Source organism: Microbacterium sp. Soil_N32 (genome assembly GCF_057655505.1).
The window spans coordinates 1,291,390-1,315,193 of the sequence record NZ_JBDGME010000019.1 but is presented as its reverse complement, the minus strand read 5'-3'; the positions used below and the strand labels follow the sequence as shown (position 1 = coordinate 1,315,193).

Sequence of the window (23,804 nt, the reverse complement as noted above, 5' to 3'; positions counted from 1 at the left end):
ATGACGCATTCGCTCGAAGAGATCCTCCGCGCCGCCGCGGAGTGGTCGTGGACCCCGCGAGACAGCAGGCACGACGACACCCATCTGCGGCTCACGCTCTATCCCGCCCGGCTCGGTGGGGGAGTGCGCGCCTCGCGGGTGCGGTCGAGACTCGATGCGACCGAGGTCGTCGATGACGCCCTCGCCCGGAGCCGCGAGTGGGCGGCGACCGGCCTCACGTTCTGGACCAACCCGTCGGACGAGCCCGATCTCGAACCCGAGCTCCGGCGCCGCGGCGCCGCTCACGTCGACACCGTCTCGGTTCTCTCGGCTCCGGTCGACGGCGTCGCGCTCGACGCCCCGAGCGATGTCACGGTCGAGGTGGTGCGCACCCTCGCGCAGGTGCGCGACGTCGATACGGTCAACGTGCCGGTCTGGGGCCAGACGCCGCTCGACGAACAGGGAGTGCGCGACGAGCTCGACGATGTCGTCGAGGCTCTCGAGTCGGGCGCAGGGATCCAGGTGCTCGCACGCCTCGACGGAGCGCCCGCGGCAGTCGGCGGGTGCACCATCGTCGACGGCTTCGTGCGGCTGTGGGGCGGCTCCACCCTCGCCGCAGCGCGTGGCCGCGGCGCCTACCGGGCCGTGCTGGCCGAACGCCTGCGGATCGGCCAGGAACACGGCGCGACCACCGCCCTCGTCAAGGGCCGCATCTCGACCTCCGCACCCATCCTGGCGCGGGCCGGTTTCCGACAGGTCGGCGAAGAGCGGGCCTACCGGCTCGCGCTGTAGCGGCGATGGAAGCCGGCGCGTGACGGCGGAGGCGCGCCCGGCGAGCAGGTCAGACGGCGCGACGGATCAGGCGGTGCGAGCAGACGAGAACACTCGGCGGAATCCGCCGCGAGCAGGTCAGACCGTGCCGTACAGCCGGTCTCCGGCGTCACCGAGGCCGGGCACGATGTAGCCCTTCTCGTTGAGACGCTCGTCGAGCGCTCCGAGCACGAGCGTGACGTCACGGTCGCCGACGAGGTTCTCGATCGCGGCGACGCCCTCAGGGGTGCCGAGCAGGCAGATGGCGGTGACGTCCTTCGCTCCCCGGTCGAAGAGGAACTGGATCGCGGCAGCCAGGGAGCCGCCGGTGGCGAGCATCGGGTCGATGGCGAAGCACTGGCGGTCGCTCAGGTCGTCGGGCAGACGCTCGGCGTACGTGGTGGGCTCGAAGGTCTCCTCGTCGCGCACCATCCCGAGGAAGCCGACCTCGGCGGTGGGGAGCAGCTTCACCAGACCCTCGAGCATGCCGAGACCGGCTCGCAGGATCGGTACGACGATCGGTCGCGGCTCCGAGATCTTCACGCCCATGGTCGTCGTCACCGGTGTGGTGATCTCGATCGGCGTGACCTTGACGTTGCGGGTCGCCTCGTACGCCAGCAGGGTCACCAGCTCTTCGGTCAGCTGGCGGAAGACGGGCGACGGGGTGCGCGCGTCGCGCAGCACCGAGAGCTTGTGGGTGACGAGGGGGTGGTCGGCGACGTGAACACGCATGGATACAGGCTAATGCGCCCCGCCCTCGCGCACGACATCGGACGACGCCGCCGCCTTCTTGCGAAGCGCGTACCGGGCGGCGATCACGCTGGTCGCGACCGCCATGAGGGGGCCGATGAGGGTGAGGGCGATGACGAGCGGAGCTTCCATGCGACCCACGCTACGCACCGTCGTCGGTCGGCGGATCCCCCGGCGGGTGGACACGCGGCCGCATCGACGCCGAGGGCATCCACCGCGCGGCGGACCCCCGGTGCAGCAGGTGGCCGCGGGCCGGCGCAGCCGCTGTCATAGGCTCGACGCATGACCGCCGACAGCTCCGCGATGGGCCGCGCCCTCGATCTCGCCGTCGAGGCCGCAGCGGCCGACGAGATCCCCGTCGGTGCGGTCGTGCTCGACCGGGCGGGGCGCATCGTCGGCGAGGGCCGGAACGATCGCGAGCAGACCCATGACCCCACCGGCCATGCCGAGGTCCTCGCGCTCCGCCGGGCCGCGGTATCCCTCGGGTCGTGGAATCTCGAGGGGCACACGCTCGTCGTCACCCTCGAGCCGTGCCTGATGTGCGCGGGAGCGATCCTGCAGGCGCGCATCGGACGTGTGGTATTCGGCGCATGGGACGACAAGGCCGGTGCGGCCGGGTCGATGTACGACGTACTGCGCGACCGCCGGCTGCCGTACCGCGCCGAGGTCGTCGGGGGAGTGCAGGCGGATGCCTCCGCCGAGCTGCTGCGCGCATTCTTCACGGCACGGCGCTGACGCTCCCGCACGACACGGCGCTGACGCCCGCACGGAGCTGCGCTGACGCTCCCGCACGGAGTTGCGCTGACGCTCCCGCACGGCGCTGGGCTCAGTCGGACGACTTGAGCACGAAGACATCCGTCGGCGGCTCGGGGTCGAGCGACGGGCGGTACACGTCGGGCTCGATGTAGATCACGCGCGCGGCGGGGACGACCTCGCGGATGCGCGACTCGATCTCGTCGATGTCGTCGGCGGCCTCACGCACGGTCTTGTCGGCGGTGAGCGCGATCTTCGCCGCGACCAGCAGCTCGTCCGGCCCGAGGTAGAGCGTCTTGATGTGGATGAGCTTCTCGACCTCGGGACCGCTGGTGATCGCGTCGACGATGCGGTCGAGGTCGGCGGTGGTGGCGCCCTCGCCGACGAGCAGGCTCTTCGTCTCGATGCCCAGCACGATCGCGATGAGCACGAGCAGCACGCCGATCATCAGGGTGCCGATCGCGTCGAAGACCGAGTTGCCGGTGATGACCGTGAGCCCCACGCCGAGCAGGGCGAAGGAGAGACCGGCGAGAGCGCCCGTGTCTTCGAGCAGCACGACGGGGAGCTCCGGCGCCTTCGACCGACGCACGAACGACACCCAGGACTGGCCCTTCTCGCGCGCGCGGTTGCTCTCTTTGACGGCGGTGCGCAGCGAGAAGCTCTCGAGCGAGATCGCCACGACGAGCACCACGATCGGCAGCCACCACCAGGCAGGGTCGAGCTCGTGCGGGTTGCGCAACTTGTCGATGCCCTCGTAGATGGCGAACAGACCGCCGAGTGAGAAGAGGATGATCGACACGACGAACGCCGACACGTATCGCTCCCTGCCGTACCCGAACGGGTGGGAGCGGTCGGCCTCGCGCCGCGACTTGCGCCCGCCGAGCAGCAGGAGGAGCTGGTTGCCGGAATCGGCGACCGAGTGCACGGCCTCGGCGAGCATGGAGGCCGAGCCCGAGAGGAGCCAGGCGATGAGCTTCGCGAGGGCGATGCCCATGTTCGCCAGGAACGCTGCGATGATCGCCTTGCCGCCGCCGGATGCACTCATGCGTCGAGTCTAGGACGCGGCCTCCGGGGAGCGCAGGTGCGCCGCCGTAGGATGGCGACATGGCTGACTCGCTCCCCTCGCTCGCGTTCCTCGGTGCCGGTTCGATGGGGGGCGCGATCCTCCGCGGGGTCGTCGCCTCGGGGGTTCCCGTCGAGGGCGGCATCGTCGCCACGAATCGCTCGCGGGTGAGCGCTGCCGACCTCGCCGACCTCCGCGACGTGACGAGCATCGCCCTCGAGGAGCATCCGGACGGGAACCGCGAGGCTGTGGCCTCCGCACGCATCGTCCTGGTCGGCGTGAAGCCGGCCATGGTGCCCGACCTGCTCCGCGAGATCGCCCCGCATCTCGCTGCCGACGCGATCGTGGTGAGTCTCGCCGCCGGCGTCACGCTGCAGACCTTCGCCGACGCGCTCGGCGACGCGGCGCACGTCGTGCGCTCGATGCCGAACACTCCCGCCACGGTCGGCAAGGCGGTCACGGGCCTGGCGGCGGGTGCGGCGGCCACGGCCGACGACCTGGCACTCGTGCGTCGCCTGTTCGAGACCGTGGGGGCGGTCATCGAGGTGCCGGAGTCGCAGATCGACGCCCTCTCGACCATCTCGGGGTCGGGCCCCGCCTACGTCTTCCTGCTCATCGAGGAGTGGACGAAGGTCGGCGTCGGCCTCGGCTTCAGCGAGTCGGACGCGCGGCTCATGGCCGAGCAGACCTTCATCGGCGCGACGGCGCTGCTCGATGCGTCGGGAGAGACGCCGGCCGAGATGCGGCGCCGCGTGACGAGTCCGAAGGGAACCACCGAACGGGCCATCGCCGTTCTGCAGGACGCCCACCTCGAGCGTCTGTTCGCGGATGCCTCGGCAGCGGCGCTCGCCCGCGCGAAGGAGCTGGCCGCCGGGGCGTGACCTCGCGGGTCAGCGGTCGAGGGCGGCGAAGCGCTCGATGTCGCTGTTGGTGCCCGAGACGATGATGAGGTCGTGGTTCGTGACGACCGTGTTGGCCTCCGCGTAGCGGAACGGCTTGCCCGGGCTCTTCACGCCCACGACGGTGACCTTGTACTTCGACCGCACGCCCGACTCGTTGAGTCCGATCCCGCGGATGAACTTCGGCGGGTACATCTTCGCGAGCACGAAGTCGTCGTCGAAGCGGATGAAGTCGAGCATGCGTCCGCTGACGAGGTGCGCCACGCGCTCGCCGGCTTCGCGCTCGGGGTAGATCACGTGGTTGGCGCCGACGCGGGCGAGGATCTTGCCGTGCGACTGCGAGACGGCCTTCGCCCAGATCTGCGGCACCTTGAGGTCGACGAGGTTGGCGGTGATGAGAACGGATGCCTCGATCGACGAACCCACGGCGACGACGGCGACCTGGAAGTCCTGCGCGCCGATCTGACGCAGCGCCTCGATGTTCTTCGCGTCGGCCTGCACGGTGTGCGTCACACGGTCGGACCACTTCTGCACGAGTTCGAGGTTGCCGTCGATCGCCAGCACCTCGCGGTCGAGGCGGTCGAGCTCGCCCGCGCAGGCGGCGCCGAATCGGCCGAGGCCGATGACGAGGACGGGAGCGTCGCCCCGGAGGACTTCAACCAACGATCGGCCTTTCCACGGGCAGCGAGTAATACTGCGATCGCGACGTCGCGGCGACTGCCGCGGCGAGTGTCACTGTACCAATGCGCCCCATGAAGATCGTGACGGCGAGCACGTACGATCCGGCGTCGGGGAGCTCGGCGGTGAGTCCTGTCGAGAGGCCGACGGTGGCGAATGCCGAGATCACGTCGAACAGGACGTGGCTGATGTCGGCCTTGGTGATCTGCGCGATCACGATGGTGGACAGCGCGACGATCGTGGCGCCCCACGCGACGACGCTGAGGGCGACCCGCTGCACGTCGCTCGGGATGCGGCGACCGAACACCTCGACCGACTGCCGCCCCTTCGCCTCGGACCACACCGCGATCGCCAGCACCGCGAGCGTGGTGACCTTGATGCCGCCGGCGGTCGACGCCGAGCCGCCGCCGACGAACATCAGCATGCTCGCGGCGACGAGCGACGAACCGTTCAGGTCGGCCATGTCGATGACGTTGAATCCGCCGGAGCGCGTCATGGCGGACAGGAAGAACGCCTGGAAGGTGGTGTCCACGGCATCCATCGAGCCGAACGTGCGGGGGTTCTCGTACTCGAGCACGAGGAAGACCGCCGCCCCGACGATGAAGAGCAGCACGGTCGTCACGAGCGTGAGCTTCGTGTGCAGCGACCACTTCTTGACGTGCCAGACGTGCTTGGCGAGCGAGTAGATCACCGGGAAGCCGATGCTGCCGAGGAAGACGCCCGCCATGAGGAGGGTGAGCACCGCGTAGTCGTCGGCGAACACGGCGACCCCGCCGTCGTTCGGTGCGAAGCCGGTGTTCGTGAAGGCCATCGCCGCGAAGTACGGGGCTTCCCAGAGCGCCGCGATCGGATCGACCTTCGCCATCACGAGGAACGGGTAGAGGAGCACCGCGAGGGCGCCCTCGATGATGAGTGCGGACAGGGCGACGGTGCGCAGGAGCTGTCCGACCTCGCCGAGGCGCACGGTCTGGCTCTCGTTGACGACGCCTCCGTGCGCGCGCATCGGGTTCGTGTCGCCGGCGGCGAGGAGCTTGGCCCGCAGCCCGAGCCTCTTCGAGATCACCATCCCCATCAGGGAGGCGAGGGTCAGCACTCCGAGGCCGCCGATGTTGACCCCGATGAAGATGACCACGTGGCCGAACGGCGACCAGTGGTTGGCCATGTCGACCGTGGCGAGGCCGGTGACGCAGATCGTGGAGACGGCGGTGAAGAGCGCGTCGCTCAGCGGCGTGACCGTCCGATCGGCGGACGCGATCGGCAGGGAGAGCAGCGCCGTGAAGACGAGGATGAGGGCGGCGAACACCACGATCGCGAGGCGCGACGGCGACGACGTGAGGAGGTGTCGGCCCTGCGAGGCGACGTTGCGGAGGCGCTGGCGCGGCGACGACGCCGAGACGATGCCGGACAACGCGTCCCCTTCCGTATGCCGACGCCGATGCCGGCGCGCTCGGCGCCTCCGGCCGAGCCCTCGTCATGGTACTCCGTGGCAGGGACCACTACCCTGAACACATGACCGACATCTTCGACGTGATCGCCGACGGGACGAGGCGCGACATCCTCCAGCTCCTCCTGCGTCGCGCGAACGAAGGGGAGTCCGGTACCAGCGTCAGTCAGATCGTCGCCGAGCTCGGCATCAGCCAGCCGACCGTGTCGAAGCACCTGAAGGTGCTGCGCGACGCCGACCTCGTGCGGGTACGCGAAGACGGCCAGCGGCGCTTCTACAGCCTCGCGGTCGAGCCGCTCAGCGAGGTCGACGACTGGCTCGTGCCGTTCCTCGTCGATGCGTTCGGCGACGATGCCCCAGACATCGCCTACCCCGGTGCGCCGATCCCCGAGGGCGCCGCCCATGCCGCAGAGGTGGTCGGGCGGGCCGCGGCATCCGCGAAGCACGTCGTCGCCACGGCTCTCAAGCGCCTCGGCGCCTGACCGATCCCCGGCGCCCGGACGCACATCGCCCCTGACGACCGGGGGGCGTCGTCAGGGGCGAGAGCCGCGGGCCCCACGCCCGCGGAGATCCGTTCGGTGCGGGATCGGATCAGTCCGTACAGCGTGGCATCGCAGCCTGGACGAACGAGGGGCGATCCCTATGACCGCGCTGAGACACGGCGACGCTGCGCGAGGCGTGGATCACAGCAGCCACACGGGTTTACACGCGTCACGGCCACCCCATAGAGTGTGCTCATTCGAGAAAGGGGTACGTGGGATGCCCGAAGTTCCTGACGTCAGATTCCTGACGGTGGCCGAGGTGGCCGAACTCATGCGAGTGTCGAAGATGACCGTCTACCGCCTCGTGCATGCCGGCGAGCTGCCGGCGATCCGCTTCGGTCGCAGTTACCGTGTGCCCGAGTCGGCCGTGGCCGACGCGCTGCAGCGCCCAATCGCCGACGTCGGCTGACCGGGAGCCGGGCTCGTCCCGCCGGTGTGACGGCGGGGTCCGACGGTTTGCTAGACTGCTCCGAGGCATTTTTTTCCGTGCCCGTACCCGGGCGTCCGACATCCGCGACGCCCAGCCCCTGACTTAGTGAGGTTTCCGTGGGTTCTGTCATCAAGAAGCGCCGCAAGCGCATGGCGAAGAAGAAGCACCGCAAGCTGCTTCGCAAGACTCGCCACCAGCGCCGCAACAAGAAGTAAGCGGCCCAGACACGAGCGCCCCCGACGGCTCTTCGGAGCATGTCGACCGGGGGCGCTTTGTGTCTCTGCGGCCCGAGACCATCAGCTCGAAGGAAGACGACATGAAGTCGATCACCGTCACCGAACTCGCCGAGCGCACGGGAACGCCGCTCATCGACGTGCGCGAGAAGGACGAGTTCGCCGCGGGGCACGTGCCCGGCGCGCAGAACATCCCGATGTCCGAGATCGGCAACCGGCTCGACGAGCTGCCCGCCGAGTCGTTCGACGTGATCTGCCAGGCCGGCGGCCGATCGGCGCGCGTCGTCGAGGCGCTCGAGGCCCGCGGGTACGACGCCACGAACGTCGAGGGCGGCACGGGCGAGTGGATCGCGCAGGGACGCGCGGTCGAGGTGCCCTCGGCGTGACGACGCTGACGCTCATCGGCAAGCCCGACTGCCATCTGTGCGATGTCGCCTCCGAGGTCGTCGACGCCGTGGTCGCCGAGCTCCCGGATGCCGCGGCCGAGCGCCTGCAGATCGTCGAGGCGTCGATCGCCGACGACCCCGCCCTCTACGAACTGTGGTGGGAGAAGATCCCCGTCGTGCTGATCGACGGCGAATTCCACGCGCACTGGCGGGTCTCGCCCGACCGGCTGCGCACGGCCCTCGAGGAGGCCCTGCGATGACCATCCGCCATATCGTGAGCTGGCGGCTGGCCGCCGACGACGCGCAGGAACGCGATGCGCAGGCGGCCGAGGTCGCCCGGCGTCTCGTCGCCCTCGACGGTCAGATCCCGGGGATGCTCGCGATCACCGCCGGCGCGAACACCGTGCTGCCCGGCTCCAATTGGGACGTCGCGCTGGTCGCGGACTTCGACTCGGTCGAGGCGCTCGACGGATACCAGAAGCATCCGGCCCATCTCGAGGCCGCCGGCTACATCCGGTCGGTCGCCGCCGATCGGGTGGCCGTCGACTTCGAACTCTGACATCGCCGCCGTCACGCAACGAAACAAAACCGTAATCGGCGATCGGGCACTCTGGGGAGAGCATCTCTTCGGCGACATGCCAAGATGATGACCTATCGGCCCGCCCCGCGGGTCCTACCCTGCCATCGACTCACAGGAGCAGCTATGCACCGTCGCACCACCTTCGCCGGCCTCGCACTCGCGGCCGCCGCCACCCTCGCACTCGCAGGCTGCGCCGGAGGCACCGACGACGCCGGATCCGGCGGTTCGGGCGAGGGCGACGACTACGGTCTGGTCACGGCCGGGACGCTCACGGCGTGCTCCGACGTGCCCTACCCGCCGTTCGAGGTCGAAGACCCCAGCACCGACAGCGGCTACTCCGGCTTCGACATCGACCTGCTCGACGCGATCGCCAAGAAGCTCGACCTGAAGCTCGCCGTGCAGGACGTGGGCTTCGACGCCCTCCAGTCGGGCACCACGCTCGTCGCCGGCACGTGCGACCTCGGCGCCTCGGCCATGACCATCACCGACGAGCGCAAGGCCAACATCGACTTCTCCGAGCCGTACTACGACTCGCTGCAGTCGCTGCTCGTGCGCACCGACTCGGGGATCGAGTCCATCGACGACCTCGACGGCAAGAACGTCGGCGTCCAGCAGGGCACCACGGGCGAGTCCTACGCATCGGAGAACGCGACGGGCGCCGAGCTCGTGCAGTATCCCTCCGACGGCGAGCTGTGGCCCGCCATGCAGGCCGGTCAGATCGACGCGATCCTGCAGGACGAGCCGGTGAACCTCGAGCACGAGAAGGCCGACAGCGCCTACAAGATCGTCGAGACCTACGAGACCGACGAGTCGTACGGCTTCGCCTTCGCCAAGGGCGAGAAGGACGCGCTGCGCAAGGCTGTCGACGACGCGCTGCAGGAGCTGCGCGACAGCGGCGAGTACCAGAAGATCTACGACTCCTACTTCTCGGCCGAGTGACCGGCGAGTAGAGAGGTCGGAGGTCCTTCACGATGGCGTTGAAACGGACGACGAGGTCCAGGCTGTATCGCCTGGCGATGTACGTGATCTTCTTCGCGGTGATCATCGGCATCGCCCTGTCGATCAACTGGCAGCGGGCGATCCCGCAGTTCTTCAACCTGGAGGTCGCGGCGCGACTGTTCCCCGACGTCATCACGGTCGGTCTGCGCAACACCATCCTCTTCACGATCATCGCCTTCACGGGCGGTCTGCTGCTGGGCATCCTCTTCGCGATGATGAAGCTCTCCAGCATCGGGCTGTTCCGGTGGGTGGCGACCGCGTGGATCGAGCTGTTCCGCGGGCTCCCCGCGCTGCTGACGATCTTCTCGGTGGCGTTCATCGTGCCGATCGTCTTCGGGTGGAAGGTGCCCGGCGGCCCCGTCGGCGCCGGACTGCTCGGCCTCATGCTGGTGGCCTCGGCGTACATCGCCGAGGTCATCCGCGCCGGCGTGCAGGCGGTGCCGAAGGGACAGACCGAGGCGGCGCGCTCCCTGGGCATGTCGCCGCTGAAGACGATGTTCTGGATCATCCTCCCGCAGGGGTTCCGCATCATCATCCCGCCGATGACGAACGAGCTCGTGCTGCTGCTCAAGGACACGTCTCTCGTGTTCGTGGCGGGAAGCTTCATCTGGTCGAAGGAGCTCACGACCTTCGTGCGTGACGCGAACACGGCCAACGCGAACGCGACCCCGCTCATCGTGGGTGCGCTGCTCTACCTGGTGGTGACGATCCCGTTGACGCGGTACACGGCGTGGCTGGAGCGACGGATGGCGAGAGAGCGATGATCACGGAACTGATCGACGTGCATGCCCCTGCGATCGACGTGCAGGGACTGGTGAAGACCTTTGGTGAGAACGAAGTGCTCAAGGGCATCGACCTCACCGTCACCAAGGGCGAGGTCGTGTGCATCATCGGTCCCTCCGGGTCGGGGAAGTCGACGCTGCTGCGCTCGGTGAACCTGCTCGAGGAGCCGACCGGCGGCACGGTGCGGATCGAGGGGATCGACATCACCGATCCCGAGACCGACATCGACCGCGTGCGCACCCGCATCGGCATGGTGTTCCAGAGCTTCAACCTGTTCCCGCACCTCAGCGTGCTGGGCAACCTCACGGTCGCGCAGCAGCGGGTGAAGAAGCGCAGCAAGGCCGACTCCGAGCGCATCGCGCACGAGATGCTCGGACGGGTGGGACTCGCCGAGAAGGCGACCGCCTACCCCGGCCACCTCTCGGGCGGTCAGCAGCAGCGCGTCGCGATCGCGCGTGCGCTGTGCATGAACCCCGACATGATGCTGTTCGACGAGCCCACGTCGGCCCTCGACCCCGAGCTCGTCGGCGAGGTGCTGCAGGTCATGCGCTCGCTCGCCGACGATGGCATGACGATGCTGGTCGTCACGCACGAGATGGGCTTCGCCCGCGAGGTCGGCTCACGGCTGATCTTCATGGACGGCGGCTACATCGTCGAGGAGGGCGACCCGCGCGAGGTGCTCGGCAACCCGCAGCACCAGCGCACGAAGGACTTCCTCTCGCGCGTGCTGTGACGGTCTGACACGGCAGTGGCCCTCGGAGAGTACTCCGGGGGCCACGTCCGTGTCGGGGGCGTGCGGATCACCCGCGCGGATCCACCGCCACGGGTTCGGGGACGATCGCGATGCGCACGCGGTCGCCGAAGGCCGGGTGGATGCCGGGGGCGTGCTGCACCCGCACGAGATCGCCCGACTCCGTGCGCACGAGCGTGCGCCGCATGCTGCCGAGGAAGGTGCTCTCTTCGACCAGGGCGTCGGTCGCGGCATCCGCCTCGGAGGCGAAGCGCACGTTCTCGGGGCGCAGGTAGACGTCGACCGGTCCGTCGGCGGGCCTCTGCAGCGGCAGCCGCTGACCCCAGACGAGGACGTGGTCGCCCTCGGCGACGCCCGCGACGACGCTCGACAGACCCACGAACGCAGCCACCCCGGCCGTCGACGGCGTCGTGTAGAGCTCTTCCGGCGAGCCGATCTGCTCGATGCGGCCCGCGTTCATCACGGCGATCCGGTCGGAGACGGCGAGCGCCTCCTCCTGATCGTGCGTGACGAACACGGTCGTGATGCCGAGGCGCAGCTGGATGCGGCGGATCTCGTCGCGCAGCTGCACGCGCACCTTGGCGTCGAGCGCCGAGAGCGGCTCGTCGAGCAGCAGCACCTTCGGCTCGGTGACGAGGGCGCGGGCGAGGGCCACGCGCTGCTGCTGCCCGCCCGACAGCTGGTGGGGGAAGCGGTCGGCGAAGTCCGCCAGACCCACCAGGGCGAGGGCATCCGTCGCGCGCTTCGCCGCCTCCCGCGCGGCCACGCCCCGCCGCCGCAGACCGAACGCGGTGTTGTCGACGACGCGCAGGTGCGGGAAGAGCGAGTACGACTGGAAGACCATGCCGATGTCGCGCTTGTTCGTCGGCACGCGGGAGACATCGCGGCCGCCGAGCAGCACGGCACCCTCGTCGGCGCCTTCGAGCCCGGCGAGCACCCGCAGCAGCGTGGTCTTGCCGCACCCCGATGGGCCCAGCAGCGAGACGAACTCGCCCGGCGCGATGTCGAGGTCGACCCCGTGCAGCACGCGGTTGCCGCTGTAGCTCTTCACGATGCGCTGCAGCTGCACGCGCGTTCCTTCGCCCGCTTCGGCGAGCAGCACGTTGTCCTTGGTGCGGGGGAGGGCGTGGTCGATGGTCATGAGCGGGCCTTTCGGGTGCCGCGGGCGGCGCGGCCGATGAGGAGGAGCAGGAGGAAGACGAACGCGAGGGCGAGCAGGGTGAAGATCGCGGGCGCGTACGGGTCCTGCTTCTGGACGACGACCATCGCCGTCTGGAACACCTGCTTGTTGAGCAGGGAGGCGATCGTGAACTCGCCCAGCACGACGGCGATCGAGATCAGCGACGCCGCGAGCAGGCCCTGCCGCAGGTTGGGGGCGAGCACCTGCAGCACGACCGTCGGCCAGCTCGCCCCGAGGGAGCGTGCGGCCTCGGCGAGCGTGCGCAGGTCGGCGGCGTCGATGGAGGCCTGGATCGAGCGGTAGGCGAACGGCAGCACGGTGATGCCGTAGGCGAACGCGAGGGTCCACGTTCCCGTGCCGAGGCTGCGCCCGATCTGCAGGTAGAGGGGCGCGAGGCCGACGACGAGCACGATCGCGGGGATGGAGATCGGCAGCAGCACGGCGAACTCGAACACGGGCCGCAGTCGCGGGAACCGCAGGTTCACCAGGATCATCGTGGGTGCCAGTAGCAGCAGCACGATCGCGACGGTGACCGCGGCGAGGACGAGCGAGTTGCCGAGGCCCGTCCAGATGGGCCGGATCGCGGCGGAAGCGGCGGGATCGAACAGAGCCACCCAGTGGTCGAACGACAGACCGCCGTCGAGGTCGCGCAGCGTGTACAGGAACGTCGAGACGAGCGGGAGCGCGAAGAACAGGCCGACGAGGATGCCGATGACCCATCGGGTGACGCGGGACGGGGCGAGACGATTCACGACTGCCACCTCGCCGCTCGTCGCTGGATCAGCGAGTACAGCGCCATGACGATGCCGACGACGACGATCATGCCGAGGGCGAGCGCACCGGCGAGATTCTCGCGGCCCAGCACGGTCTCGCTCGTCAGCGCGGCCCGGATCTGCAGCGGCACGATCTGGGAGCCCTGGCTGGCCAGCGCTGCGGCCGTCGCGTACGACGAGAACGCGTTGGCGAACAGCAGGAGCAGGCTCGCGAGGAACGACGGGGCGAGTACGGGCAGGCCGATGCGCAGCCAGAAGCTCGCGCGGGTGCCGCCGAGCGTGAGGTTCGCCTCGGCCCACTGCGGCTTGAGCGCGGCGAGGGCGGGCATGAACGTGATGACCATGAGCGGGATCTGGAAGTAGATGTAGGGCAGCACGAGACCGGGGAGTTCGTACAGCCAGGTGCCGTTCTCGTAGATGTTCACACCGAACGTGTCGCGCAGGAGCGCGGTGATCACGCCCTGGATGCCGATCGTCGCGATGAAGGCGAACGCGAGCATGACCCCGCCGAACTGGGCGAGCACCCCGGCCGCCGCATCCACGGTCTGCCGCACGATGCCGTCGGGGCTCAACCCGAGCAGGGCGTAGCAGACGAGGGCGCCGACGATCGCGCCGACCACGGCCGTCAGCAGCGAGAGCCCGCCCGAGTTCGCGAACGTGGTCAACACCACCGGGTCGCCGAGGGCAGCGACGTTCGACCAGGTGAAGGCGCCGTCGCGGGTGAAGAAGCCAGAGCCGATCGCGAGGAGCGTCGGCACCGCGAGGAACAGCACCACGTACGCCGCGAAGGGCACCAGTCCCAGCCCGGCCCACGACCGCGCCGACCGCCGGGCCCTCGCGGTGAGCGCGGACCCGGCGGGGGTGACGGGGGCGGATGCCGGAGCATCCGCCCCCGTGTCGACGAGCGCGGTCACTGGACCGCCGCGGCCCACTTCTCGCCGAGCAGGGTGCCGGCGTTCTCGGACTGCTCCTCGGTCGGGACGACCGTCTCTTCGGGCACCTCGGGCAGAGCCGCGGCCAGGTCGGCGTCGATCGTGCCGGCCTCGGTCATGGCCTCCATGCGCGCGGGGCGGGCGCCGCCCTTGAGCCACAGGTTCTGCACCTCGTCGCTGTACAGGAACTCCTGCCACAGGCGCGCCGCCGCCGGGTGCGGGGCGTCGACGTTGATGGCCTGGTTGTAGTACCCCGCGTAGCCGGTGCCGTCGAGCACCACGACCTCCCAGTTCGGGTTGTCGGCCGTGTGGGAGGCGTTCAGGTAGTCCCAGTCGAAGACGACGGGCGTCTCGCCGCTCGCCACGGTCGCCGTCGTGACGTCGACCTTGAGCATGTTGCCGGCCTTCTGCAGCTCCGAGAAGAAGTCGATGCCGGGCTGGAAGTCGTCGAGCGTTCCCTCGGACTGCACGGTCGCCAGACCCACGGCGGCGAAGGCCGCGCCGGCCTGCGTCGGGTCGCCGTTGATCGCGACGGCGCCCTTGTAGTCGGCCGAGAGCAGGTCGGCGAGCTCGGACGGGGCGTCGTACTTCGACGAGTCGTAGCCGATCGACATGTACCCGCCGTAGTCGCCGACGAAGAGGCCGGTCGGCTCCTTGAGGGCGTCGGGGATCTCGTCCCAGGTCTGCACCTGGTACGGGGCGAAGCTGTCGGTGTTCTGCAGGGCGACGGTGAGACCCAGGTCGAACACGTCGGGGGCGGTGTCGAGACCCTTGTTGGTCTCGGCGGCCTGGATCTCCTCGGCGCTCGACACGTCGGGCGACGCCTCGTTGATCGTGATCTCGGGGTACTTCTCGGCGAACAGGTCGAGGATCTCGCCGTAGTTGGCCCAGTCGCGGGGAAGGGCGATGACGTTAAGCTGCCCCTCGGCCTTGGCGGCGGCCTCGAGGTCGGCGAACGAGCCGAAGTCCTCGACGGAGGTCGCGGTGGCGGCGTCGGTCGAGCCCTCTGATCCGTCGGTCGCGTCAGCTGCGCCGGAGCAGGCGGTGAGCGCCAGGGCGGCGGTGGTGACGAGGGCGAGACCGGCGCCGATGCGCGCGCGGCGGGTGAAGCGTGCCATGAGTGTCCTCTCGGTGTCCGGCGGGGCGCCGGTTCGGGTTGCGAGAGGAACATATGGGCCGCGGATGACCGCGGGGAGCGACGGCGGTGAACGGCAGATGACGGCGCGGTGGCGCGTCTGAGCGTCGTCGCGGGACCAACCAGCTCCGACGGCTCAGCGGGGGGCGACCGTGAGCTTGAATCCGCGGTGCGACCCCGCGTAGCCGAGGCGCTCGTAGAACCGGTGGGCGTCGGTGCGTGCGGCGTCGGACGTGAGCTGCACGATCGTGGCGCCGAGCGCCGGTGCGGCCTCGTCTGCGACCCAGCGCATGACCGACGAGCCGATGCCCGAGGACCGCAGGGTGCTGCGCACGCGCACCGCCTCGACGAGCAGACGCCGCGCTCCGCGGCGCGCCATCCCGGGGATCGAGGTGAGCTGAAGGGTGCCGACGACCTCGCCGTCCAGCTCGACCACCAGCAGGTCGTTCGACGGGTCCTCGAGGATCTGCCGCGCCGCCGACGCGTACGCGTCGCGGTCGTCGGCCGACGCGACGTCGCCCCGGGCGGCGCTGATCGGATCGTCGGAGAGCAGCATGATCACGGCATCCGTGTCGTGCGCGGTCGCGCGGCGCAGCACGGCACGGCCGAGACGAGAGTCGACGGGATGCGGCAGGGGCAGGGCGGGGAGCATCCGCCCAGTCTGCCAGCGGCGACCCGGCGATGAGCGGATGCCGAGGGTGGCCCCGGGGTCTGCAATCATGGGGCGAGTGGATATCGGCGCCGTTCTCGGGCTCGAGCAGCTCACCTGGGCGACGCTCGTGCTCGTCGTGCTCGCCGCGTTCGCGGCCGGATGGATCGACGCGGTCGTCGGCGGGGGAGGGCTCCTGCAGCTCCCCGCCCTGCTGCTCATCCCGGGCATCGCGCCGATCCAGGCGCTCGCCACGAACAAGCTCGCCTCGGTCTTCGGCACCGCCACCAGCAGCGTGACCTACTACCGCCGCGCGAAACCCGACATCCGCACGGCGATCCCGATGGCGCTCATCGCGCTCGCCGGATCGTTCGGCGGAGCCGCGGTGGCGACGCTGCTGCCCGCCGCCGCCTTCAAGCCGATCATCGTCGTGGCCCTGCTCGCGGTGGCCCTCTTCACGGCGCTCCGCCCGCAGATGGGCGCAGCGACCCGACTGCGCTTCCAGGGGCACCGGCACCACGTCATGGCCGGCGCTGCGGGCCTCGTCATCGGGTTCTACGACGGCATGATCGGACCCGGCACGGGGACGTTCCTCGTCATCGCGCTCGTCGCCCTGCTCGGCTACGACTTCCTGCAGGCCAGCGCCAAGGCGAAGATCGTCAATCTCGCCACCAACGCCGGGGCGCTGCTGCTCTTCATACCGCACGGGTCGGTGCTGTGGCTGCTCGGCGGCATCCTCGCGATCGCCAACGTGGCGGGGAGCTACCTCGGCTCGCGCATGGCCATCTCGCGCGGCACCGGCTTCATCCGCGTGGTCTTCCTCGTCGTGGTCGTGGCGCTCATCGCCAAGCTCGGCGTCGACGTGTGGAACGAGAACCTCGCCCCGGCCCTCGGCCTGATGCACTGACGCCGGATGCACGAGAGCCCCGGGTGAGCGGGGTGCTCGTCCCGGGGCCCTCGTGGCCGGCGTCAGGCCTCGTCGTCGGGGGTGAAGTCCACCCCGGCCTCGGCGCGCTGCTCCGGGGTGATCGGGGCGGGCGCGGCGGTCAACGGGTCGTACCCGTTGCCCGACTTCGGGAACGCGATGACCTCGCGGATCGACTCGGTCTTCGTCAGGTGCTGCAGCACGCGGTCCATGCCCAGCGCGATGCCGCCGTGGGGCGGGGCGCCGAACTTGAACGCGTCGAGCAGGAAGCCGAACTGCTCCTGCGCGAACTCGTCGCTGATGCCCATGACCTCGAACACGCGCTTCTGCACGTCTTCGCGGTGGATGCGGATCGAACCGCCGCCGAGCTCCGAGCCGTTGCAGACGATGTCGTACGCGTAGGCGAGGGCCGAACCGGGGTCGGTGTCGAAGGTGTCCTCGAACTCCGGCTTCGGGCCGGTGAAGGCGTGGTGCACGGCGGTCCAGGCGCCGGCGCCGACGGCCACGTCGCCCGAGGCCACGGCATCCGCCGCCGGCTCGAACATCGGGGCGTCGACGACCCATGTGAAGGCGAACTCGTCGGGGTTCAGGTAGCCGAGGCGACGCCCGATCTCGACGCGGGCGGCGCCGAGCAGCGCACGGCTCTCCTTCGTCGAACCGGCGGCGAAGAACACGCAGTCGCCGGGCTCGGCTCCGGTGAGACCGGCGAGGCCCGCCTGCTCGGCTTCGGAGAGGTTCTTCGCGGCGGGACCGCCGAGCGTCCCGTCCTCGTTGAACAGCACATAGGCCAGGCCGCGGGCGCCGCGCTGCTTGGCCCAGTCCTGCCAGGCGTCGAGCTGCTTGCGCGGCTGGCTCGCACCACCGGGCATGCGCACGGCGCCGACGTACTCGGCCTGGAACACCCGGAACGGCGTCTCGGCGAAGTACTCGGTCGCCTCGACCAGCTCGAGCCCGAAGCGCAGGTCGGGCTTGTCCGAGCCGTACTTGGCCATGGCGTCGGCGTAGGTGATGCGCGGCAGCGGGGTCTGCACCTCGACGCCGATCGTCTTCCACATGGCGACGACGAGCGTCTCCATCAGCGCGATCACGTCTTCCTGGTCGACGAAGCTCATCTCGATGTCGAGCTGCGTGAACTCCGGCTGGCGGTCGGCCCGGAAGTCCTCGTCGCGGTAGCACCGGGCGATCTGGTAGTACTTCTCGACGCCGCCGACCATGAGCAGCTGCTTGAACAGCTGCGGCGACTGGGGGAGCGCGTACCAGCTGCCCGGGTGCAGGCGGGCGGGCACGACGAAGTCGCGGGCGCCCTCCGGGGTCGAGCGGGTGAGGGTCGGGGTCTCGACCTCGGTGAAGCCGTCGCCGTGCAGCACGTCGCGGACGGCCTTGTACACGTCGGAGCGCAGGCGCAGTGCCGAGGCCGCCGTCGGGCGACGCAGGTCGAGATAGCGGTACTTGAGACGCGCCTCCTCGCCGATGTTCTCGGTCTCGGCCAGCGCGGTCGAGACCTGGAACGGCAGCGCCGCCGACTCGTTGAGCACCTCGACGTCGGTCGCGATGAGCTCGATCTCACCGGTCGGCAGGTTCGGGTTCTCGTTGCCGTCGGGGCGGCGCGAGACCTCGCCGGTCACCTTCAGCACGAACTCGTTGCGCAGCGGATGCGCGATCTCCTCGTCGCGGATGACCACCTGGGCGATGCCCGAGGCATCCCGAAGATCGATGAACGCGACTCCTCCGTGATCACGACGGCGATCCACCCACCCGGCGAGGGTGACGGTCTGACCGATGTGCTCGGCTCGCAGGGAGCCGGCCGAATGGGTGCGAAGCACGGAGTTTTCCTCCTGATCTGGGGGATGGTGAACCCGCCCAGTCTACGCGGGCGCAGCCGGGTGCCTCGCGGGCGGGGGTGCGGCGCTCGCGGTCAGTAGGGTGGCAGGGAACGGAAGGCGCATCCATGAACCTCGCTCTCGTCCCGGCGGTCGACGCACCGGTCGCCCCCGACCTCGGCGACACCCTCGGCTGCGGGGCGTGACGTGACGGCATCGCGACTGCATCTCGTGCGCCACGGCGAGGTCGACAACCCCACCCGCGTGCTCTACGGGCGTCTTCCGCACTTCCACCTCAGCGACGCCGGACAGCACATGGCGCGCGCCGCGGCCGAGCACGTCGCCGCGCTCGGCCGCGACGTCGAGGCGCTGCGGTGCTCGCCGCTCGAGCGCGCGCAGGAGTCGGCGGCGCCCTTCGCCGAGCGCTTCCGCCTCGAACCGGTGCTCGACGAGCGCGTGATCGAGCCGACGAACGTCTTCGAGGGCACGCGCATGAGCCGCTCGCTGCGCAACCCGTTCAACTGGTGGCACCTGCGGCAGCCGTCGCTGCCGAGCTGGGGAGAGGCGTACGCGTCGATCGCCGATCGGATGCTCGACGCCATGAACGACCTGTGGCACGGCACCGAGGCCGGCGACGCCGTGATCGTCTCGCACCAGGCGCCGATCTGGATCACGCACCTGTCGGTCGCGGGTCTGCCGCTGCGTCACGACCCGCGCACCCGGCGCTGCGCCCTGTCGAGCGTGACGTCGTTCGAACGCGTCGGCGACGTGTGGCGCGAGGTCGAGTACGCCGAGCCCGCGGCCACGGGCGGCGCGATCGACGTCGGCGCCGTCTGACGGGCGCGCTGTCGCTCTCCCGGCGCTCCGGCATCCGGCCGACCCATAGGAAGCTCGGCGTAAACTCATCACCGTGCCACTCGCCTCGAGGACGTTCCCGATCCGCGGCAGCCGGCCCTCCCGCATCCGCCGCTCTCGGCGTGTGATCGGAGCCGCGCTCGCTGCGGTGCTCGCCGTCGGTCTGACCGCCTGTGCTCCGGACGCCGTGAGCGAGTCGTTCCTGAGCGGGGAGAACACCGGTTACGTCGCCGCCGACGGTGCGATCACCGAGATCCCCGTCGCCGAGCGCGGGGAGCCGGTCGAGTTCGCGGGCGTGAACGAAGACGGCGAGGCCTTCGACAGCGCCGACATCGCCGGTCAGGTCACGGTCGTGAACTTCTGGTACGCCGGCTGCGCGCCGTGCCGCGTCGAGGCGGCCGACCTCGAAGCCGTCTGGCAGGAGTACGGCGACCAGGGGGTGTCGTTCGTCGGCATCAACACCCGCGACCAGGCCGACACCGCGAAGGCGTTCTCGAACGAGTTCGACATCACCTACCCGAGCCTGATCGACGTCGACACCGCCCAGGCGAAACTCGCGTTCGCCGAGGCCACGCCCATCCAGGCCACGCCGACCACGCTCGTGCTCGACAAGCAGGGCCGCGTCGCCGCCCGCATCATCGGGCCCATCGACGGCACATCGATCCTGTCCACGCTCGTCAAGGACGCGCTCGCGGAGACCCCGTGAACCCCGAAGCGATCATCGGATCGGGGGCGCTGTGGCTGGCGATCCCGGTGGCCATGCTCGCCGGGCTCATCTCCTTCCTCTCGCCGTGCGTGCTCCCGCTCGTGCCCGGCTACCTCGGCTTCCTCGGCGGATCGGTCACGCCGCGCTCCGCGGCCGGCGGGGGCGACGGTTCGACGGTCGCTCCGACCCGGGCGCGCACGGTGCTCGGCGTGCTCCTGTTCATCCTCGGCTTCAGCGCCGTGTTCGTCGCGATCACCGCGTTCGGGGGAGTGGCGAGCGTCTTCCTCATCCAGTGGGGCGAGCTCGTCACGCGCATCCTCGGCGCGGTGATCGTGCTGATGGGTCTGGTCTTCCTCGGACTCTTCGGGTTCGCGCAGCGGGAGCTGCGCTTCCACGTCGACGCGAAGTACGGCATGATCGGGGCGCCCCTGCTCGGCGTCGCCCTCGGCATCGGGTGGGCGCCGTGCCTGGGGCCGACCCTCAGCGCCATCTTCGCCCTGTCGTTCAACGCCGGCGATCCGGTGCGCGCGGGCTTCCTCGGTCTCGCCTACTCGCTGGGCCTCGGCATCCCGTTCCTGCTCGTCGCGCTCGGTTTCGGCTGGGCGGCGACGACGATCGGCTTCCTGCGCCGCCACATCCGCGTGGTGAACATCATCGGCGGGGTGCTGCTGATCCTGCTCGGCGTCCTCATGCTCACGGGTCTGTGGACCGACCTCATGTCGCGCCTGACGGCGGTGATGAGCAGTGTCATCCTCCCGCTCTGACCGCCTCGCCACGCCGGGCTCCCCGGACCCCGCGCGGCAGACCCCCGACCAGACCCCCGACCGGAAGAACCAGGACGACGTGACCGACACCCAGACCAGGTCGACCGATCCGCTGCGGCCGTCCGACCACGTCGACGGCGACGAGGCGATCGCGCAGCCGCGCCTGGGGTTCGTCGGGTGGCTGCGATGGGGCTGGCGTCAGCTCACATCGATGCGCACCGCGCTCATCCTGCTGCTCGTGCTCGCCGTCGCCGCGATCCCCGGCTCGATCTTCCCGCAGCGCATGGCCGACCCGAACGGCGTCACGCAGTGGCAGCGCGACAACCCCGATCTGTTCCCGATCCTCGACGGCCTCAAGCTGTTCGACGTGTACCTCTCGCCGTGGTTCTCGGCGATCTACCTCCTGCTGTTCACGTCGCTCGTGGGCTGCGTGATCCCGCGCATCCGCCATCACGCGAAGGCGCTGCGGGCCCGGCCCCCGCGCACCCCCGCGCGCCTGCAGCGTCTCGACGACTTCCGTGCGTCGACGCGCGACGTGTCGGAGGGCGCGGATGCCGAGGCGGCGGCCTCCGCCTCGATCGACGTCGCCCAGAAGCAGCTCAAGGCGCTCGGGTACCGCGTCGAGCGCTACGACCGCGGCCGCACCTTCTCGGTGTCGGCGGAGCGGGGGTACTGGCGCGAGACCGGCAACCTGCTCTTCCACCTCGCCCTCGTCGGCGTGCTCGTCACGGTCGGCGTCGGCGGCGGCTTCGCGTACACCGGGCAGCGGGTGCTGGTCGAGGGCGAGACCTTCGCGAACACGCTCGTCGACTACGACTCGATGAACCGCGGGCGCTTCGTCGGCGACGACGCCCTCGCGCCCTACTCGATGCGCCTCGACTCGTTCGACGTGACCTACCAGCCGTTCAACGAACCCGGCTCCGGCCAGGCGGGCGACTTCTCGGCGAACGTCACCGTGAGCGAGAACGGGCAGGAGCGCACCGGTGCGGTCAAGGTCAACGAGCCGCTGGCGGTGGCCGACGACGACGTGTTCCTGCTCGGCAACGGCTACGCCCCGACCATCACCGTGCGCAACGCCGACGGCGAGGTCGTGTTCACGAACAGCGTGCCGTTCCTGCCGCAGGACAACGCGATGACCTCGCTGGGCGTGGTGAAGATCACCGACGGCCTGCCCGAGCAGCTCGGGCTGCGCGGCTTCTTCTATCCGACGACAGGGGTGCTCGAGAGCGGCGCCTTCTTCTCGGCCTACCCCGACCTCACCAACCCCACGCTCACGCTCGATGTGTTCGCCGGCGACCTGGGCATCAACGACGGTGTGCCCCGGTCGGTGTACGTGCTCGACACCACCGACCTGACCCAGCTCACCGGCCGCGCCATCGGCAAGGAGTCGATCGAGCTGGCGCCGGGGGAGACCGCCGACCTGCCCAACGGCATGGGCACGGTCACCTTCGAGGACGAATCGCCCGAGGGGGCGACGGATGCCTCGCAGTCGGTGAAGCGCTTCGCGTCGCTGCAGATCCACCGCGACGAGTCGGGGGTGTGGGTCCTGGCGTTCGCGCTGCTCGCCCTCGGCGGACTCATGCTCGCGCTGTTCGTGCCGCGGCGTCGCATGTGGGTCAAGGCGACGGCCGACGGTTCCGCCGTCTCGCTGGAGTACGCCGGGCTGGCCCGCGGCGAGGACCCGACCATCGCGATCGCCCTCGACGACCTCGTCTCCGGTCACGCACGTCTGCTCGACGCGGACGGACGCACCGTCGCACGTGCGCCCGTCGAGGCCGAGAGCGCCCCAGACGACACCTCCGCGGACGCCGACCCGGCCGCATCCGGAACCCCGAAAGTAGACTGACATCATGCTCGATCTCGAAGTGATCTCGCCCGTCCTCCTGTGGACGGCGATCGCGATCTACGCCGGCGCGTTCATCGCCTTCGCTTTCGATCTCGCCCGCCGTTCGCAGCTGACCGCCGACGCCAAGGTCGCGGCCGAGAAGGAGCTCGTCGGGGCGGGCGTGCGCGGGTCGTCCGTGCCGGTCGCCTCCGCAGCGCCGGTCGCGACCCCCGCTCCGCGCTTCGTGATGGGACGTATCGGAACGTCGCTCACGGTGCTCGGCTTCATCTTCCATCTCGGAGCCACGCTCACGCGCGGCTTCGCGGCGGGGCGCGTGCCGTGGGCGAACCTCTACGAGTTCGCCATGATCGGCACGCTGCTCATCGTCGCCGTCTACCTCGTCGTGCTCGTCAAGGTCGATCTGCGCTTCCTCGGAACGTTCATCACCGGCCTGGTGGTCGTGCTGCTCGGACTCGCCGCCACCAACTTCTACGTCGACGTGTCGCCGCTCATGGACCCGCTCAAGAGCGTGTGGCTCGTCATCCACGTCTTCGTCGCCTCGCTCGGCACCGCGTTCTTCGCCCTGGCCTTCGCACTGTCGGTCATCCAGCTGATGCAGTCGCGGCGCGAGCGGCTCGTGCGCGAGGGCGCCGCGAAGACCGGCCCCGGGTTCCTCCGCACGTTCCCCGGCTCGGAGCGCCTCGAGAGCATGGCGTACCGCTTCACGATCATCGGGTTCATCCTGTGGACCTTCACCCTCATCGCCGGGTCGATCTGGGCGTACTACGCATGGAGCCGCTTCTGGGGCTTCGACGTCAAGGAGACCTGGACCTTCGTGATCTGGGTGCTGTACGCGGGCTACATCCACGCGCGGGCGACGCGGGGCTGGCGGGGCAACCCGTCGGCGTGGCTGGCGATCGTCGGCTTCTCGGCGGTGCTGTTCAACTTCACCATCGTCAACGTCTTCTTCAAGGGCCTGCACGCCTACTCCGGCCTGTCCTGAGCACCCATCCTCCGGCGCCCCGTCCCTCTCCCGAGGGGCGGGGCGCCGTCGTCTCCCCGTCCCCGTAGGTGAAAACGGAGACGAGATGCTGCGACAGCGGTGTGCCGGACGCGGACACGCCGGCCCGGACGCAGAACCTCTCCGTTTTCGAAGAAGG

General features: G+C 69.9%; 29 protein-coding genes. 18 read left to right on the top strand and 11 right to left on the bottom strand.

All coding sequences use genetic code 11. The features are described from left to right. On the top strand, positions 1-771 hold the full coding sequence (locus tag AC3A3J_RS14470; protein WP_487672929.1) for a GNAT family N-acetyltransferase: 771 nt from the start codon (positions 1-3) through the stop codon (positions 769-771). A 117-nt stretch (positions 772-888) separates the two neighbouring features. Here the strand turns inward: AC3A3J_RS14470 and upp are convergent, their stop codons facing one another. Both upp and AC3A3J_RS14460 read right to left on the bottom strand, forming a co-directional pair. After that, positions 889-1,521 (bottom strand): uracil phosphoribosyltransferase, encoded by a 633-nt coding sequence (gene upp, locus AC3A3J_RS14465; protein ID WP_487672928.1) that lies wholly within the window; start codon positions 1,519-1,521, stop codon positions 889-891. Positions 1,522-1,530: 9 nt separating this feature from the next. After that, positions 1,531-1,671 carry a hypothetical protein gene (locus tag AC3A3J_RS14460; RefSeq protein WP_487672927.1) on the bottom strand — a complete coding sequence of 47 codons (141 nt, stop codon included), beginning with the start codon at positions 1,669-1,671 and terminating at the stop codon, positions 1,531-1,533. Positions 1,672-1,821: 150 nt separating this feature from the next. On the opposite strand from AC3A3J_RS14460, the gene tadA reads away from it, so the two are divergent. Further along, positions 1,822-2,274, top strand: a complete 453-nt coding sequence (tadA, locus tag AC3A3J_RS14455; RefSeq protein WP_487672926.1) for a tRNA adenosine(34) deaminase TadA — start codon at positions 1,822-1,824, stop codon at positions 2,272-2,274. Positions 2,275-2,365: 91 nt separating this feature from the next. Here tadA and AC3A3J_RS14450 read toward each other — a convergent pair whose 3' ends face one another. Beyond that, on the bottom strand, positions 2,366-3,337 hold the full coding sequence (locus AC3A3J_RS14450) for a cation diffusion facilitator family transporter (protein WP_487672925.1): 972 nt from the start codon (positions 3,335-3,337) through the stop codon (positions 2,366-2,368). A gap of 59 nt (positions 3,338-3,396) precedes the next feature. On the opposite strand from AC3A3J_RS14450, the gene proC reads away from it, so the two are divergent. After that, the gene (proC, locus tag AC3A3J_RS14445; RefSeq protein WP_487672924.1) at positions 3,397-4,236 is read left to right on the top strand and encodes a pyrroline-5-carboxylate reductase; all 840 of its coding nucleotides are present in this window, start codon (positions 3,397-3,399) and stop codon (positions 4,234-4,236) included. A gap of 9 nt (positions 4,237-4,245) precedes the next feature. Here the strand turns inward: proC and AC3A3J_RS14440 are convergent, their stop codons facing one another. Together AC3A3J_RS14440 and AC3A3J_RS14435 are read right to left on the bottom strand one after the other, a co-directional pair. Continuing rightward, complete coding sequence (locus AC3A3J_RS14440; protein WP_314645820.1) at positions 4,246-4,917, bottom strand: potassium channel family protein; 672 nt, start codon at positions 4,915-4,917, stop codon at positions 4,246-4,248. Beyond that, positions 4,910-6,340, bottom strand: coding sequence for a TrkH family potassium uptake protein (locus AC3A3J_RS14435; protein ID WP_487672923.1), 1,431 nt, complete (start codon positions 6,338-6,340; stop codon positions 4,910-4,912). Before AC3A3J_RS14435 ends, AC3A3J_RS14440 begins: the two co-directional genes overlap by 8 nt. 101 nt (positions 6,341-6,441) lie before the next feature. On the opposite strand from AC3A3J_RS14435, the gene AC3A3J_RS14430 reads away from it, so the two are divergent. The 9 genes from AC3A3J_RS14430 to AC3A3J_RS14390 all read left to right on the top strand — a co-directional run bounded on the left by AC3A3J_RS14430 (position 6,442) and on the right by AC3A3J_RS14390 (position 11,062). Then, positions 6,442-6,858 carry an ArsR/SmtB family transcription factor gene (locus tag AC3A3J_RS14430; RefSeq protein ID WP_487672922.1) on the top strand — a complete coding sequence of 139 codons (417 nt, stop codon included), beginning with the start codon at positions 6,442-6,444 and terminating at the stop codon, positions 6,856-6,858. 277 nt (positions 6,859-7,135) lie between these two features. Beyond that, positions 7,136-7,327, top strand: coding sequence for a helix-turn-helix domain-containing protein (locus AC3A3J_RS14425; protein WP_046013605.1), 192 nt, complete (start codon positions 7,136-7,138; stop codon positions 7,325-7,327). 137 nt (positions 7,328-7,464) lie between these two features. After that, entirely contained in the window at positions 7,465-7,563 is a 99-nt protein-coding gene (locus tag AC3A3J_RS14420) for a 30S ribosomal protein bS22 (protein ID WP_003792170.1), read from the top strand. A 101-nt stretch (positions 7,564-7,664) separates the two neighbouring features. Next, the gene (locus tag AC3A3J_RS14415; RefSeq protein ID WP_314645826.1) at positions 7,665-7,967 is read left to right on the top strand and encodes a rhodanese-like domain-containing protein; all 303 of its coding nucleotides are present in this window, start codon (positions 7,665-7,667) and stop codon (positions 7,965-7,967) included. Beyond that, the gene (locus tag AC3A3J_RS14410; protein ID WP_314645829.1) at positions 7,964-8,227 is read left to right on the top strand and encodes a glutaredoxin family protein; all 264 of its coding nucleotides are present in this window, start codon (positions 7,964-7,966) and stop codon (positions 8,225-8,227) included. The genes AC3A3J_RS14415 and AC3A3J_RS14410 overlap by 4 nt, the downstream gene beginning before the upstream one ends. Further along, complete coding sequence (locus tag AC3A3J_RS14405) at positions 8,224-8,526, top strand: Dabb family protein (RefSeq protein WP_487672921.1); 303 nt, start codon at positions 8,224-8,226, stop codon at positions 8,524-8,526. The genes AC3A3J_RS14410 and AC3A3J_RS14405 overlap by 4 nt, the downstream gene beginning before the upstream one ends. 144 nt (positions 8,527-8,670) lie before the next feature. Further along, positions 8,671-9,486, top strand: a complete 816-nt coding sequence (locus tag AC3A3J_RS14400; protein ID WP_487672920.1) for a transporter substrate-binding domain-containing protein — start codon at positions 8,671-8,673, stop codon at positions 9,484-9,486. A 77-nt stretch (positions 9,487-9,563) separates the two neighbouring features. Next, positions 9,564-10,310: an amino acid ABC transporter permease gene (locus AC3A3J_RS14395; RefSeq protein WP_487672919.1), complete on the top strand. Its 747-nt coding sequence runs from the start codon at positions 9,564-9,566 to the stop codon at positions 10,308-10,310. Beyond that, complete coding sequence (locus AC3A3J_RS14390; protein ID WP_487672918.1) at positions 10,307-11,062, top strand: amino acid ABC transporter ATP-binding protein; 756 nt, start codon at positions 10,307-10,309, stop codon at positions 11,060-11,062. Before AC3A3J_RS14395 ends, AC3A3J_RS14390 begins: the two co-directional genes overlap by 4 nt. Before the next feature lie 67 nt (positions 11,063-11,129). On the opposite strand, the gene AC3A3J_RS14385 is transcribed toward AC3A3J_RS14390, so the two are convergent. The 5 genes from AC3A3J_RS14385 to AC3A3J_RS14365 form a co-directional block, all read right to left on the bottom strand. Beyond that, positions 11,130-12,221, bottom strand: a complete 1,092-nt coding sequence (locus AC3A3J_RS14385; protein ID WP_487672917.1) for an ABC transporter ATP-binding protein — start codon at positions 12,219-12,221, stop codon at positions 11,130-11,132. Further along, on the bottom strand, positions 12,218-13,012 hold the full coding sequence (locus AC3A3J_RS14380) for an ABC transporter permease (RefSeq protein WP_487672916.1): 795 nt from the start codon (positions 13,010-13,012) through the stop codon (positions 12,218-12,220). The genes AC3A3J_RS14385 and AC3A3J_RS14380 overlap by 4 nt, the downstream gene beginning before the upstream one ends. Then, positions 13,009-13,965, bottom strand: a complete 957-nt coding sequence (locus tag AC3A3J_RS14375; RefSeq protein WP_487672915.1) for an ABC transporter permease — start codon at positions 13,963-13,965, stop codon at positions 13,009-13,011. Before AC3A3J_RS14375 ends, AC3A3J_RS14380 begins: the two co-directional genes overlap by 4 nt. Beyond that, the gene (locus AC3A3J_RS14370) at positions 13,944-15,083 is read right to left on the bottom strand and encodes an ABC transporter substrate-binding protein (protein WP_487672914.1); all 1,140 of its coding nucleotides are present in this window, start codon (positions 15,081-15,083) and stop codon (positions 13,944-13,946) included. The genes AC3A3J_RS14375 and AC3A3J_RS14370 overlap by 22 nt, the downstream gene beginning before the upstream one ends. Before the next feature lie 153 nt (positions 15,084-15,236). After that, positions 15,237-15,752 carry a GNAT family N-acetyltransferase gene (locus tag AC3A3J_RS14365; RefSeq protein WP_487673126.1) on the bottom strand — a complete coding sequence of 172 codons (516 nt, stop codon included), beginning with the start codon at positions 15,750-15,752 and terminating at the stop codon, positions 15,237-15,239. A 76-nt stretch (positions 15,753-15,828) separates the two neighbouring features. Between AC3A3J_RS14365 and AC3A3J_RS14360 the strand changes: the two genes are divergently transcribed. Beyond that, positions 15,829-16,656, top strand: coding sequence for a sulfite exporter TauE/SafE family protein (locus AC3A3J_RS14360; protein WP_487672913.1), 828 nt, complete (start codon positions 15,829-15,831; stop codon positions 16,654-16,656). Positions 16,657-16,718: 62 nt separating this feature from the next. Here the strand turns inward: AC3A3J_RS14360 and aspS are convergent, their stop codons facing one another. Further along, positions 16,719-18,497, bottom strand: coding sequence for an aspartate--tRNA ligase (aspS, locus tag AC3A3J_RS14355; RefSeq protein ID WP_487672912.1), 1,779 nt, complete (start codon positions 18,495-18,497; stop codon positions 16,719-16,721). Between the two features lie 204 nt (positions 18,498-18,701). Here aspS and AC3A3J_RS14350 point away from each other — a divergent pair, with 204 nt between their 5' ends. From AC3A3J_RS14350 to ccsB, 5 genes are all read left to right on the top strand, one after another. Further along, entirely contained in the window at positions 18,702-19,331 is a 630-nt protein-coding gene (locus tag AC3A3J_RS14350) for a histidine phosphatase family protein (RefSeq protein ID WP_487672911.1), read from the top strand. A gap of 73 nt (positions 19,332-19,404) precedes the next feature. Next, entirely contained in the window at positions 19,405-20,055 is a 651-nt protein-coding gene (locus tag AC3A3J_RS14345; protein ID WP_487672910.1) for a TlpA family protein disulfide reductase, read from the top strand. 53 nt (positions 20,056-20,108) lie between these two features. Continuing rightward, complete coding sequence (locus AC3A3J_RS14340) at positions 20,109-20,819, top strand: cytochrome c biogenesis CcdA family protein (protein ID WP_487673125.1); 711 nt, start codon at positions 20,109-20,111, stop codon at positions 20,817-20,819. A gap of 79 nt (positions 20,820-20,898) precedes the next feature. After that, positions 20,899-22,665 (top strand): cytochrome c biogenesis protein ResB, encoded by a 1,767-nt coding sequence (gene resB / locus AC3A3J_RS14335; RefSeq protein ID WP_487672909.1) that lies wholly within the window; start codon positions 20,899-20,901, stop codon positions 22,663-22,665. A gap of 4 nt (positions 22,666-22,669) precedes the next feature. After that, on the top strand, positions 22,670-23,647 hold the full coding sequence (ccsB, locus tag AC3A3J_RS14330) for a c-type cytochrome biogenesis protein CcsB (protein ID WP_487672908.1): 978 nt from the start codon (positions 22,670-22,672) through the stop codon (positions 23,645-23,647). Positions 23,648-23,804: the final 157 nt, after the last annotated feature.

Excerpts from the sequence above, each read along its gene's own strand:
- ccsB (WP_487672908.1), top strand. The coding sequence starts at position 22,670 with ATGCTCGATCTCGAAGTGATCTCGCCCGTCCTCCTGTGGACGGCGATC.
- tadA (WP_487672926.1), top strand. The coding sequence starts at position 1,822 with ATGACCGCCGACAGCTCCGCGATGGGCCGCGCCCTCGATCTCGCCGTC.
- AC3A3J_RS14385 (WP_487672917.1), bottom strand. The coding sequence starts at position 12,221 with ATGACCATCGACCACGCCCTCCCCCGCACCAAGGACAACGTGCTGCTC.
- AC3A3J_RS14395 (WP_487672919.1), top strand. The coding sequence starts at position 9,564 with ATGTACGTGATCTTCTTCGCGGTGATCATCGGCATCGCCCTGTCGATC.
- proC (WP_487672924.1), top strand. The coding sequence starts at position 3,397 with ATGGCTGACTCGCTCCCCTCGCTCGCGTTCCTCGGTGCCGGTTCGATG.
- AC3A3J_RS14390 (WP_487672918.1), top strand. The coding sequence starts at position 10,307 with ATGATCACGGAACTGATCGACGTGCATGCCCCTGCGATCGACGTGCAG.
- AC3A3J_RS14340 (WP_487673125.1), top strand. The coding sequence starts at position 20,109 with ATGCTCGCCGGGCTCATCTCCTTCCTCTCGCCGTGCGTGCTCCCGCTC.
- AC3A3J_RS14470 (WP_487672929.1), top strand. The coding sequence starts at position 1 with ATGACGCATTCGCTCGAAGAGATCCTCCGCGCCGCCGCGGAGTGGTCG.
- AC3A3J_RS14430 (WP_487672922.1), top strand. The coding sequence starts at position 6,442 with ATGACCGACATCTTCGACGTGATCGCCGACGGGACGAGGCGCGACATC.
- AC3A3J_RS14450 (WP_487672925.1), bottom strand. The coding sequence starts at position 3,337 with ATGAGTGCATCCGGCGGCGGCAAGGCGATCATCGCAGCGTTCCTGGCG.
- AC3A3J_RS14365 (WP_487673126.1), bottom strand. The coding sequence starts at position 15,752 with ATGCTCCCCGCCCTGCCCCTGCCGCATCCCGTCGACTCTCGTCTCGGC.
- upp (WP_487672928.1), bottom strand. The coding sequence starts at position 1,521 with ATGCGTGTTCACGTCGCCGACCACCCCCTCGTCACCCACAAGCTCTCG.
- AC3A3J_RS14400 (WP_487672920.1), top strand. The coding sequence starts at position 8,671 with ATGCACCGTCGCACCACCTTCGCCGGCCTCGCACTCGCGGCCGCCGCC.
- AC3A3J_RS14370 (WP_487672914.1), bottom strand. The coding sequence starts at position 15,083 with ATGGCACGCTTCACCCGCCGCGCGCGCATCGGCGCCGGTCTCGCCCTC.
- AC3A3J_RS14460 (WP_487672927.1), bottom strand. The coding sequence starts at position 1,671 with ATGGAAGCTCCGCTCGTCATCGCCCTCACCCTCATCGGCCCCCTCATG.
- AC3A3J_RS14405 (WP_487672921.1), top strand. The coding sequence starts at position 8,224 with ATGACCATCCGCCATATCGTGAGCTGGCGGCTGGCCGCCGACGACGCG.
- AC3A3J_RS14425 (WP_046013605.1), top strand. The coding sequence starts at position 7,136 with ATGCCCGAAGTTCCTGACGTCAGATTCCTGACGGTGGCCGAGGTGGCC.
- AC3A3J_RS14415 (WP_314645826.1), top strand. The coding sequence starts at position 7,665 with ATGAAGTCGATCACCGTCACCGAACTCGCCGAGCGCACGGGAACGCCG.